The following is a 12,453-nucleotide window of genomic DNA, read 5'->3' as shown; positions in this document are numbered from 1 at the left end:
TGATCCTTTATTTTCACTCATTTTTATGAATAAACATGGTGCAACGCACGGTTTTCAGCCTTAATTGACAACTAAGTCATTAAATCGCTAGCCCAGGCATGGCGAGGATCTTCATGCGTTTTCCCTGCCATACCGATCTCTCTACCACGCAGATCTATACTCATGTGATTGGTCAGCAATTTGCAGGCACAACAAGCCCAATGGATTTACTTTAACGTCCACGCTACCGCCCTTTGGTTGGCGGCGTCCAAAAGGCCTTACAGGGCAATTTTTTGTGGGCTAGGTTATCAGACGCTTGGCAGTGTGTTTAGGCAAAGGGGTCTAAAATGTTGGTGGGGTCAGAATTTAGAAATTTGTGGGGGTATAAACGGAGAAAAGCCGCTGACTAAGCAGCGGCTTTTCTTTGTGTGGCGGAGAGATAGGGATTTGAACCCTAGAAGGGCTATTAACCCTTGCCGGTTTTCAAGACCGGTGCTTTCAACCACTCAGCCATCTCTCCGGAACGCGGCGTATATTATTGGGTTGGGGTTGGTTTGTAAAGTAAAAAACCAACATTCGCGGTGCGTTTGGTTAGCTTTCAGCCAATAAAAAAGAGGCCAGCGTTAGGCTGACCTCTTTTGGGTGTTTGCTAGGCGGTTTTAGATGTTTTCGACATCAAATTCCACTACCGGGCTCACGTCTGCGTCGTAGTCGACGCCTTCAACGCCAAAGCCAAATAGCTTCAAGAACTCGGCTTTGTATTCGTTGTAGTCGGTCAGCTCAGTGAGATTCTCTGTGGTGATCTGTGGCCACAGGTCGCGACAGTGCTGCTGAATGTCCTCGCGCAGCTCTAGATCGTCTAAACGCAGGCGACGCTCGCTATCTACCTCTGGATCGCTGCCATCGGCTTGATACAGGCGCTGAGTGAACATGCGATAGATTTGCTCCATGCAGCCCTCATGGACGCCTTCTTCGCGCATTTTCTTGAACACCATGGCGATATAAAGCGGCATCACCGGGATCGCTGAGCTGGCTTGGGTGACCACGCTTTTGAGTACCGCCACGTTGGCGCTACCGCCTTTGGCGGCAAGTGTTTGGTTTAGCGCGTTGGCAGCACGGTCTAAGTCCATTTTCGCTTTACCTAGCGCGCCTTCCCAGTAGATTGGCCAGGTAAGCTCTGTACCAATGTAGCTGTAAGCGACAGTTTTGCAGCCCTCGGCAAGGACACCGGCGTCATTAAGGGCGTTGATCCAAAGCTCCCAGTCTTCGCCGCCCATTACGGTAACAGTGTCTTGAATTTCTTGCTCGGTGGCTGGTTCAACACTGGCTTCGATGATTTCATCTTTGTTGGTGTCTACCGCGGTTGAGGTGTAGGTCTCACCGATAGGTTTCAGTGACGAGCGCACCAGCTCGCCGCTGTCAGGTAGCTTACGTACTGGCGAGGCCAGCGAGTAAACCACCATGTCGATTTGACCAAGATCTTGTTTGATGAGCTCGATGGTTTTTTGCTTGGCTTCATGCGAGAAAGCATCGCCGTTCAGGCTTTTTGAATACAGGCCTTCTTGCTTGGCAAACTTGTCGAATGCGGCTGAGTTGTACCAGCCTGCGGTGCCAGGCTTTTTCTCAGTGCCTGGTTTTTCAAAGAACACGCCAATGGTTGCGGCGCCGCCGCCAAAGGCTGCCGCAATGCGTGAGGACAAGCCATAGCCGCTGGAGGCACCCACAACCAGTACACGCTTAGGCGCATTCGCAATCGCGCCTTGCGCTTTGGTGTAGTCAATTTGCTCTTTTACGTTGGCTTCACAACCAACAGGATGTGTCGTCGTACAGATAAATCCACGAATTTTAGGTTTGATGATCATATTCAACGTCCCTCACAAAATTGAGGCTAAGGATAAATACTAACGCCTGCCTATGCATCCCCTTTTAAGGAAAAAGGGCAAAAATACCCAGTGGTTGGAGGTGTTGCAGGCAAGAATAGTGGGCAAGATCTCAGCATTGTGGCCCCAAGTGTCAGCGCCAATAAAAAAGCGCCTGCGAGGTGCAGACGCTTTCTGGCGCAAGTTAGCGACCTTTATGCCGCTTTACTTGGATTGGGCTTGGCAATGGCACCGCCTTCTAACTGGCTGGAGGTAAACCATTCGGCTTTAAAGTCATCCACTTGTACCGCATAAGCACGCAGCGCATCAGCCTCTAGCAGTTTGTCACGCGCTTCGGCAGTAATAAGGTTTTGCTCAACCGCTTGTTGCGAGCGATCCGCCAAGCTGGCTTTGCCGTCAATCTGCTTGGCTTTCACCGCCTTGATCAGGGCTTTTTCGGTGTCACGACACGCCCACATTGCGGTAAACGCGCGCTCCATCACCGCCACCGGATCGTCGGCTTTGTCGCCCACATAGCATAAGTGCGTCCAACGGTCGCGCTCTGCGCTCGGTGTCATTAACTGCTCGGCAATCTGATTAAGCAGCTTGTCAGAGGGCATTTTGTAGTGCATGCCGAGCGGGAACAAGAGCACACGTAGGCTGCGGCCCACCCCTTTGGCAGGGAAGTTATTAAAGGCCCCATCAAACGCTTTGGCACACTGGGCTAGGCAATATTGCAGCGCATAGTGCACCATCGGCAGATCTTGGCTCGGACGGCCTTCATCTTCGTAGCGCTTCAACGTTGCCGACGCCATATAAAGATGGCTCAGAACATCCCCCAGACGCGCGGACAGCATTTCTCGGCGTTTCAGCTCACCGCCAAGAGACAACATTGCGACATCGGTGGTCACCGCCAGTGCACGACTCATGCGGGTAAGGTGACGATAGTATTTAGCCGTCTCGCCACTCACCGGCGCGCGGTTGGTCAGCGATCCGGTCAGCGCGTTGACCAGCCCCATCACACTGTTTTTAGTGGCATGGCCAATGTGTTTAAACAGCAATTTATCAAACGCTTGGGCGCCGGCCTCTTGGTCTGGGTTCGCCGCCGCTTCCATCTCTTTAAGGACGTAAGGATGGCAACGGGTCGCCCCCTGACCAAAGATCATTAGGTTGCGGGTAAGAATATTCGCGCCTTCCACCGTGATTGCCACCGGAATACCAAAGTAATGATGGCCAATGTAGTTTAGGGGCCCCAACTGAATCGCACGACCCGCGTGCACATCCATCGAGTCATTCAAGATGGTGCGCGCAATTTCGGTCATGTGATATTTGGAAATCGCGGTGATGATCGCCGGTTTTTCTCCCTGATCAAGCGCGGTGGTGGTCAGGGTGCGGGTCGATTCAATTAAGTAGTTCAACCCGCCCATGCGGCCTAGGGCTTCTGCTACCCCTTCAAAGCGGCCAATGTGCATACCAAATTGTTTACGCACATAACTGTAAGCGCCTGTGGTACGGGTGGCGAGATGCCCTACCGCCGTCCCCAGTGCGGGTAACGAGATCCCTCGACCGGCTGACAGACACTCCACCAGCATGCGCCAACCGCGGCCAACGTAGTCTTTACCGCCGATGACCCAATCAATCGGAATAAATACATCTTCACCCTTGGTGGTGCCGTTCATAAATGCCATGTTGAGCGGGTTGTGACGATCGCCAATTTCAACGCCAGGGTGTTCTGCAGGGACCAGGGCACAGGTGATGCCAAGCTCTTTTTTGTCCCCCAGCAGACCGTCTGGATCGCCCAGTTTAAACGCCAAGCCCACCACGGTCGCCACGGGGGCCAGTGTAATGTAGCGTTTGTTCCAGCTTAAGCGGATCCCTAGCACTTGTTCACCATTGTGCTCACCCATACACACCACGCCGCGGTCTGGAATACTCCCAGCATCGGAGCCTGCTTCTGGGCCAGTTAAGCCAAAGCACGGCACTTCACGGCCATCGGCCAAGCGTGGCAGCCAATAGTCGCGCTGGTCTTGGGTACCATAATGGGTCAGCAGTTCACCCGGCCCCAGTGAGTTAGGCACCATCACGGTCACCGCTGCGCTTAAGCTACGGGTGGCAATGCGCGATACGATGGTAGAGTTGGCAAGCGCCGAGAACGCGAGGCCACCGTATTCTTTGGGAATGATCAGCGAGAAAAAGCGCTCTTTTTTCAGATAATCCCAGACTTCTTCCGGCAGATCTTTTTGCTCTTGGACAATTTTAAAATCATCCAACATCGCCAGGAGGGTTTCTAGCTGGTTATCGATAAACGATTGCTCTTCCGCGCTTAACGCCGGCTTGCCATATTGGTGCAAGGTTTTCCAGTTCGGTGATCCGGAAAACAGTTCACCGTCCCACCACACACTACCGGCTTCCATCGCTTCACGCTCAGTGGCGGATAACGGTGGCAGCACTTTTTTGAAGAAAGTAAACGCTTTATCACTCACCAGTGAACGACGTAATGAAGTTTGAGAGCTCATGATTCAGGTCCTTTTGTTGATCATGGTTGCACTCTTTTTGCTGTTATTGTGCGACCAGAACGGGTTTTTACATTGCACTTCACGCACCGTGATACACCTGTCGCTGCGCTGAGTGGTTCAAATAAGCGGGACGCATCGCACCTCGCTTGATGTGTTTTGATTGCCCTACTCCGCTTGTGACTCCGTCGCGAAGGCGAGCACTTGCCCCTGCTGTGCCATTGCCGCGGGTTTGGCGTTCATCCCTGCTGCTAGATACGGAATTAAGCGGTCAACGATCGCTTCAGTATCAAGGGTGCGACCAAAATCGTTTTCGGCAATATCACGCAACGCTTCGCTGGACGCCATGGTGAAAATGGCCGCCCCAAGGGTGAAGTGTAAATGCCAAAACACCGCCTCTGACGTCAGTGCGGGGTTGGCTTTGCGTACCGCTTGGTTAAACAGCGACAGCACGTGTTCGTAACGGGTGGTGATAAACCAACGTAAATGGCCTTGTACATCGGTATAACCGCGGCCAATCAGTTGCATAAAGGTGGCTGCACCATGTGGCCGATACGCATCAAGCGCAAGCACTGGCTGTTTTGCGCATAAGAACACTTGTTCCATCGTGCAATCTGGTCGCACTAAGAGCGCTTGCAGCTGCTCACCGAGCGCTGGCATAAACGCTTCGAGGTAGCGTCCGAGCACGGCACGCACCAGTGATTTTTTGTCGCCAAAGTGATAGTTCACTGAGGCAAGGTTAACGCCAGCCTTGCTGGTAATCGTGCGTAACGACGTTTCTTTAAACCCGTGCTCGGCGAAGAGCTGCTCCGCGGCATCCAGAATTTTTGCTTTGGTGTCGCCTCGTCCTGCCATTGTTCATTCACCTGTATTAAACGCTTGTTTAACTTTATACCCAGACATGGATTTTAACAAGCCTGAAACACACACGCATCGCATGAGTAACATCACATTATTGAGTGATTTCGCCGAGACAGCGACCAAGTGGGTTTACACCCACGTTTGCTGCATGACCGTATATTGTTTGGTAAATCGTGATGACGTTTTGCGCGCTTGGCTGACTATGTAACGCGTTGAATAAAAATGGTTAAGCAGCCAGCTCTGCCACGCTCTCAGCCATGGCTGTGCTTTTTTTGAACAAAAGTGGGAACCCATTCGCATTTCTGGTAGTCACACCTTGTGCCACTGCTTTTTCTAGAAGACTTTTCTTCTATGCCCACTCGCCGTTTGCTTGTGGGCTTTTTTATGCACTTGCTCCCAAGTTTTGACTTTTCTTGTCGCGATTACGCCAATTCATTCGGCCTCGCTGTACAGTGTGCACGCATTTAGTGACAGCGGGCTTGGTTAACGCGATATGGAATCCTTACTCCTCTTGGTGTTTGTCGCCAGTTTGGTGATGCTCATTGGTGGTATTTGTGGCCTCTGGGCCCTATTCAAAGTCAACGCACTCAATCGAGAGCTCTCGGAGGTGCGCCATACCCTTTCCCAGTTGCAATCGAAAGCGGACGCTGACGCTGACGCAATGCCGACGTCCACTCATGCCAACCTCACGGCTGAGGCTCACACAGAGCCGGTTGAGGCTGGCCGCGATACAGACGCGGCTATGGTATCGCGTGATAGCCACCCATTAACGCAGGAAGCGCTTGCCACATCGACCCAGCATGCGCCATCTAACACAGAGCCCAGTGTTGCAGAGCCAGTCGCAACCAACTCCGCCCATACCGCCTCTGACGCGCAACCATCAGGCGATAACCGTCATCGTCTCGCTTGGCTTGAGCGCGCGAAACAACAGTGGCTGGTTTGGAGTGGCGCCGGTATTTTTACCCTCGGCGGACTTTTCTTAATTTCCTACCTGATCAGTGAAGGTTATTTTCCTCCTTTGGCTCGTCTTGGCTTGGGAGCGCTGTTTGGCGTCGGCTTGATTGTTGGCAGTGAATGGCTACACGATAAGTTGCGCCGGTATACGCAAATTGATTGGCCGAGCTATGTGCCGGCTGCGATTGCGAGCGCGGGCTTTATCAGCTTGTTTGGCCTGACCTTGATGGCGGCGACGCCCTATCAGTTTATTGCCGAGCCAGTCGCCGTCGTGATGCTGGCGCTGATCTCGCTCGCTGCCACCTTCTACGGGCTTAGATTTGGTCCGTTACTGACCGTTGTCGGGCTCATCGGGGCGTATGGCGCGCCATTGTTCTCTACCAGTGCCACCCCCAGCTACGGATTGCTCGCCAGTTATTTCTTGCTCGTCGCTGCCGCCATCACCTATGTGGCTCAGCGCGTCGAGCGCCGATGGCTATGGTATAGCTTGTGGGGGGTGCACCTTGCTTGGCTGTTTGCTTTTGCGCATTTTTCGGTGCCATTGCTTATCGTTACCGGGTTTGCCCTCGGCTCTGTGTACCTATTAGTCGCGGTGCCAACGTTGGGGTGGTTACTCAAACCAACATCTGACGCGCCACTGTCTTGGCGCACCCTTGTCGATATTCGAGCTTGGCACCATCACGCACTCGATACTTGGCTGATGCTGGCAATAATGTTTATTGCCTCTACTGCAGCGTTTTCTTTACCGTTTACGGTCGGGATGCCATTGATGGCCGCGTTGGTGGCATGGCTTTATCTCGCGCCGCTTTTCTCCGCACGCTGGGATGCGTGGCCGGTGCTGGGCTTAGCTTGGGTCGCCCTCTGGTTATGGTTCGGCGATCTTGCCCGCGACCCGCTTGCCCAGCAGGTTGGCTTGGGGATGGGTGTCATTACCCTGCTCTATGGCTTAGCCCTAGGTAAACGGTCACCGCAACGTATCCATTTTATCTGGCTAGCGTGCCTAGCCACGCCCTTCATGGTGAGCCTTAATGCGAAGGTGACAGGCGCGTTTTGGGGCGGAACGCTTGCGTACGCGTCTAGCGCACCGTTATGGGCGGCTTGCCTCGTCGGTGGCGGCGCGGTGTTAGCGGCCTTTACTCGTCATTTTAAAGGTACCGATCAGGCCCATGTTCTGGCTCGATTGAGCCTGTGGTGTGGCGTCAATGCCCACCTGGCGCTCGCGTTAACGTTGCTGCTGAGCGATTACGCTCTGACCTTGGCCTTGACCGCGCAAGCAGTGGTGATGCTTTGGCTCACCCATCAATACCGGATATCGCTCGCCAATTGGGTGATCCAAGCACTGCTCAGCGTGGTGCTCGCGCGCGCGACCTTGTTATTGCTCTCCACCCATCATATGGCATCACTGCCAGACACATTATGGCTTTATCCGTCGCTTGGGCTGTTGATTTATGTTGGTCAGCGCTGGGTCCAAAACCACACACTGCCCGCTTGGCTCACTGGCGCACAACTGCAACTCGCCGCGCTGTGGCTCACAAGTGCAACACTGTGGCTATGTGATCTTCAAGGGCTGACCAGCGTGATGTACTCGATTTCTGGCGCGGTGGTCATGAGCATGAACTGGTTATTATTGGCGTGTGTGTATCTTTATCGTGCTCGCGCCGCGCAGACGTTCGCGTTTTTGTACCGTATCGGCGGCATCGCCCTCTTAGTCTTAAGTGCACTCACCCAATTTATTCTCTTTTTCGAGCATAACCCATACGTTGAGAGGGTCTCGATTGGTGACTCGCCACTTGCCAGTTTACTCTGGCCTTGGTGGGGCGTTCCTTTGCTCGCGTGTGTGTGGTTAGCGAAATGGGGATATCCATCGCTACCCTTGCCAAAAGCCCGAGTGCAAACAGCGGCCAGCACCTGTGCCGCGGTGTTTGGTTTTTTGCTGGTTAACGGTTTGATCCGTCAGACTTGGCAAGGCGATACCATTGCCCTGTCGCAATTGACCTCACATGCAGAGCTGTATACCTACTCATTGGTATGGTTGGCAATAGGGAGTTTGAGCTTGCTGGGTGGCTACTGGCAGCAATCGGTACGGGTACAGCAGGGCGCAATGGCGGTGTTGGCGCTAGTAATCCTAAAAGTGTTCCTGGTTGATATGGCAAGTTTAGAGGGGCTGATGCGAGCATTGTCCTTTATTGGCCTTGGGCTTTGCTTGGTGGCGTTGGGTGGATTGTTCCAATGGCTCAAGCAACGGCAATGGGCCGCCTAACCGGACGTCGGTGACACGCTAGGCCATCTCACTCTATTGCAATAGCTGTGTTGCAATAGCGTGAGATGGCGGCATTAATTGCCGCCATTTATGAGACAAGCGTCACATCTACATCGCCTATTGATTAAATATCACGACTTTTTTTAATTTGTAGGAACTTCTTTAAATTCGCCCAGTCCTAATGGGTGCATCGGTAAGAAATGCCTTATCCCCCTCAGAACGTGAGGGAGCATGATTCATCTTTCTTTCCGACCTGCTGCTGCTTTTTCTACTTACTTTAGAGTTTGTTTGTCTCTACCTTTATTTTTGCCCACCTTGTGTGGGCTTTTTTTATTTTGGGGCTGGGTCGTCCGAAGTCACCTGACCATCTGCGATCATTTGATACGGTGAGGCATAACGTAAGTTAAGTCCCAGTTGCGATAGCGTCTGCGAGGCATCAATCCATTTACCATCGCCTGCACTTGGCTGATACTCAGGCGGTGTCAAACCCATTTCACGCGCTGCCCAGCCGTAGTACACACTTTTCGCTGGGTGCAGTTCCGCGCACAGATGAAAGGTGTGACCCCATTGACGCTGATGGATAATCGCACTGATCGCCGCCATCACATCACTGCGGTGGATCAAGTTTACCGGCTCATTGCCGCCTGATAAGCCTTGTCGACCCGCGAGCATAGTTGAAGGATGACGCGCACCGCCAATCAACCCCGCGAGCCGCATGATTGTTCCTTTCTCTCCATACGTTTCGCGCAGATGCGCTTCGATATGTTCGTGTGCTTTGCCTGACGCCGTGGCGGCGGCGGTCGCGGTGTGCTCGGTCACCTGCCCTTTAAGCTCCCCGTATACAGAGGTGGTGCTGATAAAGAGCACATGCTCAACGCCTGCTTGGGCCAGGCGGTCGATAAACGCGCACATGGCATCGCGGTATGCATCAAAGTCGGCGTGACGACGCCCCGCTGCGATATTGATCACCACGATGTCAGTCTCGAGCAATGCCGCCGCTGATTGATAATCCGGCGCCATCACATCAAACGGCACCACGGTGGTCGCCAGCGTCTCGCTCAATGCTTGCGCCGAGGCTGGCTCACGTTTGGTCCCCACCACGTGGTGTCCAGCGCCAAGTAGGTGTGACGCCAGCGGTTGGCCCAACCAACCACATCCACAAATTCCAACTTTCAATCCTGACACACGCGCTCCTTATGATTACCTAGGGTTACGTAATTATTTTTCAATGTAATGGTTAACACCACCCAATTCGGCTGATTTTTGACGATTTATTTATTTCGCGCTGTAAATATATTCCTTAATTATGTAAGGAAATAACTAAAAGCGTGAATGGTGACAAAGTTTTTATGCTCAGATAGTCATAATAATGTCATTACAATCCGCGAGAGGATAGACTATCTGTTACTAAACGGCAGTCAAAAGCCGTGGTGAATGACGCACTTAACACTTCATTGATGCTCGCTCTCATCGAGCGACAGTTTTTAACTTTGGTCTTGAACGTAAGCGGTAACTCAGATGAATACTCTGGAAAAAATACAAAAAAATCTTGAAAACTTCAGCAAATCTGAAAGAAAAGTTGCTGAAATCATTGTCGCCTCCCCTCAAACCGCTATTCACTCGAGTATTGCGACTTTGGCAAAGATGGCTGATGTGAGCGAGCCAACGGTTAACCGTTTTTGTCGTCGCCTAGATACCAAAGGCTTCCCGGACTTTAAACTTCACTTGGCACAAAGCTTGGCCAACGGCACCCCGTATGTGAACCGCAACGTTGAAGAGAACGATGGTGCGGATGCTTACACGGCGAAGATTTTTGAGTCAACCATGGCCTGTTTGGATGTAGCGAAAAACAGCATCGACACGCACCAAATTAACCGCGCGGTCGACATGCTAACCCAGGCGAAAAAAATCGCCTTTTTCGGGTTGGGCGCATCCGCATCGGTCGCGCATGACGCGCAAAACAAGTTCTTCCGTTTTAACATTCCGGTGGTGTGCTTTAACGACATCGTGATGCAACGAATGAGCTGTATTAACTGTAATGATGGCGATGTGGTGGTGATGATTTCACACACAGGGCGTACCAAAAGCTTGGTCGATGTGGCTAATTTAGCGCGTGAAAACGGTGCCACTGTTATCGGCATCACGCAGCGCGACTCGCCGCTAGATAAAGTGTGTTCCCACACCATCCAGCTCGATGTGCCGGAAGACACGGACGAATACATGCCGATGGCAAGCCGGGTCGTGCAAATGACGGTTATCGACGTGCTAGCAACAGGCTTCACGCTTCGCCGTGGCCCAGGATTTAGAGATAACTTGAAGCGTGTCAAAGAAGCCATTCGCGATTCACGCTTTCATAAAGAATCCCTGACCTAACTAAAAGGAGTGCGTTGGCACTCCTTTTTTGTGTCATCTTTTCGACGTTTTTGATGCGCTACACTGATGTCAGCATGTCGTCGAATCCACGACCTAGCGGTGATGTTGCCCTTTCTGCACTATCCCTTAAAACATCACCCTGTATATAGGAGTTAATCATGTCTGCAAAACTGAGAAGAACGAAGATTGTTACCACACTCGGCCCTGCCACCGACAAAGACAGTGTGTTGGAGTCAATTATTGTCGCTGGTGCTAACGTCGTTCGCCTCAACTTCTCTCACGGCAGTGCGGAAGACCACATTAAACGCGCCGATCAAGTGCGCGCGATTGCGGCGCGACTTGGCCGCCACGTGGGTATTTTGGGTGATTTGCAAGGCCCTAAAATCCGTGTTTCTACCTTTAAAGACGGTGCCATTACTCTCTCCGTTGGCGATAAGTTCACGTTAGATGGCGAGCTCTCGCCTGGCATGGGCGACCAAGACGCGGTCGGCCTTGATTATAAAGCCCTGCCCCAGGACGTCACCAATGGCGATATTCTGCTGCTTGATGATGGCCGCGTACAGCTCAAGGTACTGGCGGTTGAAGGGGCCAAAGTGCATACCGAAGTCACGGTAGGCGGCAAGCTCTCTAACAACAAAGGGATCAACAAAAAAGGCGGTGGCCTGTCTGCCCCTGCACTGACGGAAAAAGACAAGCAAGACATTCTGACTGCCGCCAAAATTGGCGTCGACTTCTTAGCGATCTCCTTCCCGCGCAACGGCCAAGATATGCACTATGCCCGCTCTTTGGCGCGCGACGCTGGCTTGGATGCGCGTTTGGTGGCCAAAGTTGAACGTGCCGAAACCGTGGTCAGTGATGAGAGTATCGACGACATTATTGAAGCGTCTGATGTGGTGATGGTGGCGCGCGGTGATCTTGGTGTGGAAATTGGCGACCCAGAATTGGTTGGGGTACAAAAGCAGCTCATTCGCCGCGCGCGCAGCATGAACCGTTTGGTGATCACCGCCACGCAGATGATGGAATCAATGATTTCCGCCCCCATGCCTACTCGCGCGGAAGTGATGGATGTGGCCAATGCGGTGCTCGATGGCACCGATGCAGTGATGCTATCGGCAGAAACCGCTGCCGGTCAGTACCCGCTGGAAACAGTACGCTCAATGGCTGAAGTGTGTGTCGGGGCTGAGAAGATGCCGTCGGTTAACGTATCGAATCACCGCCTAGACCGCCAGTTTGATAGCCAAGAAGAAACAGTCTCTATGGCGACCATGTACGCGGCGAACCATATGAAAGGGGTCAAAGCCATGGTGTCGCTGACCGAATCGGGCCGCACAGCCTTGATGATGTCACGTATTTCATCCGGTAAGCCGATTTTCGCGTTATCGCGTCATGAGCACACGCTTAACCGTGCCGCACTCTATCGTGGTGTTACCCCGGTGTATTTTGACAGTGACAGCGGTGCCGGCTTGCAAGTGGCGGAGCGCGCCCTGCAAACCTTAAAAGAAGGTGGCTTTTTGGCCGAGGGAGACCAGGTGATCATGACCCAAGGCGATCAGATGGAAGTGATTGGCTCGACCAACACCATGCGTGTGCTGACAGTGAAATAGTCGTGCTCTCACGCCTGCTATGGAAATAACTCGCGGACAAAGCGCATACT

The 12,453-nt window shown here is 52.7% G+C and carries 7 protein-coding genes, 1 tRNA gene and 1 pseudogene; 4 read left to right on the top strand and 5 right to left on the bottom strand.

Features of this window, described 5'->3' with window-relative positions; all coding sequences use genetic code 11:
• Nucleotides 1-128: 128 nt before the first annotated feature.
• A pseudogene (locus tag EHW58_RS16020) lies at nt 129-215 on the top strand (integrase); the annotation flags it as partial.
• Nucleotides 216-408: 193 nt separating this feature from the next.
• On the opposite strand, the gene EHW58_RS03900 reads toward EHW58_RS16020, so the two are convergent.
• The 4 genes from EHW58_RS03900 to EHW58_RS03885 form a co-directional block, all read right to left on the bottom strand.
• Nucleotides 409-499 (bottom strand) — tRNA-Ser (locus EHW58_RS03900).
• Nucleotides 500-638: 139 nt separating this feature from the next.
• Nucleotides 639-1,841, bottom strand: a complete 1,203-nt coding sequence (gene fabV / locus EHW58_RS03895; RefSeq protein WP_152794846.1) for an enoyl-ACP reductase FabV — start codon at nt 1,839-1,841, stop codon at nt 639-641.
• A gap of 212 nt (nt 1,842-2,053) precedes the next feature.
• Nucleotides 2,054-4,354, bottom strand: coding sequence for an acyl-CoA dehydrogenase (locus EHW58_RS03890; RefSeq protein WP_046073474.1), 2,301 nt, complete (start codon nt 4,352-4,354; stop codon nt 2,054-2,056).
• Between the two features lie 165 nt (nt 4,355-4,519).
• Nucleotides 4,520-5,206: a TetR/AcrR family transcriptional regulator gene (locus tag EHW58_RS03885; protein ID WP_077668201.1), complete on the bottom strand. Its 687-nt coding sequence runs from the start codon at nt 5,204-5,206 to the stop codon at nt 4,520-4,522.
• A gap of 499 nt (nt 5,207-5,705) precedes the next feature.
• On the opposite strand from EHW58_RS03885, the gene EHW58_RS03880 reads away from it, so the two are divergent.
• On the top strand, nt 5,706-8,426 hold the full coding sequence (locus EHW58_RS03880; protein ID WP_152794844.1) for a DUF2339 domain-containing protein: 2,721 nt from the start codon (nt 5,706-5,708) through the stop codon (nt 8,424-8,426).
• 330 nt (nt 8,427-8,756) lie between these two features.
• Here the strand turns inward: EHW58_RS03880 and EHW58_RS03875 are convergent, their stop codons facing one another.
• Nucleotides 8,757-9,611: an NAD(P)H-binding protein gene (locus EHW58_RS03875; RefSeq protein ID WP_152794842.1), complete on the bottom strand. Its 855-nt coding sequence runs from the start codon at nt 9,609-9,611 to the stop codon at nt 8,757-8,759.
• A gap of 333 nt (nt 9,612-9,944) precedes the next feature.
• On the opposite strand from EHW58_RS03875, the gene EHW58_RS03870 reads away from it, so the two are divergent.
• On the top strand, nt 9,945-10,799 hold the full coding sequence (locus tag EHW58_RS03870; protein ID WP_046073477.1) for a MurR/RpiR family transcriptional regulator: 855 nt from the start codon (nt 9,945-9,947) through the stop codon (nt 10,797-10,799).
• Nucleotides 10,800-10,957: 158 nt separating this feature from the next.
• Nucleotides 10,958-12,403, top strand: coding sequence for a pyruvate kinase (pyk, locus tag EHW58_RS03865; RefSeq protein ID WP_077579246.1), 1,446 nt, complete (start codon nt 10,958-10,960; stop codon nt 12,401-12,403).
• The last annotated feature ends 50 nt before the right edge of the window (nt 12,404-12,453 follow it).

The organism is Salinivibrio sp. VYel1 (assembly GCF_009377945.1).
GTDB classification, from domain to species: domain Bacteria; phylum Pseudomonadota; class Gammaproteobacteria; order Enterobacterales; family Vibrionaceae; genus Salinivibrio; species Salinivibrio siamensis.
The sequence above is the reverse complement of the archived record's forward strand: the minus strand, read 5'-3'. Positions and strand labels throughout refer to the sequence as shown.

Excerpts from the sequence above, each read along its gene's own strand:
- EHW58_RS03880 (WP_152794844.1), top strand. The coding sequence starts at position 5,706 with ATGGAATCCTTACTCCTCTTGGTGTTTGTCGCCAGTTTGGTGATGCTC.
- EHW58_RS03890 (WP_046073474.1), bottom strand. The coding sequence starts at position 4,354 with ATGAGCTCTCAAACTTCATTACGTCGTTCACTGGTGAGTGATAAAGCG.
- pyk (WP_077579246.1), top strand. The coding sequence starts at position 10,958 with ATGTCTGCAAAACTGAGAAGAACGAAGATTGTTACCACACTCGGCCCT.
- fabV (WP_152794846.1), bottom strand. The coding sequence starts at position 1,841 with ATGATCATCAAACCTAAAATTCGTGGATTTATCTGTACGACGACACAT.
- EHW58_RS03870 (WP_046073477.1), top strand. The coding sequence starts at position 9,945 with ATGAATACTCTGGAAAAAATACAAAAAAATCTTGAAAACTTCAGCAAA.
- EHW58_RS03885 (WP_077668201.1), bottom strand. The coding sequence starts at position 5,206 with ATGGCAGGACGAGGCGACACCAAAGCAAAAATTCTGGATGCCGCGGAG.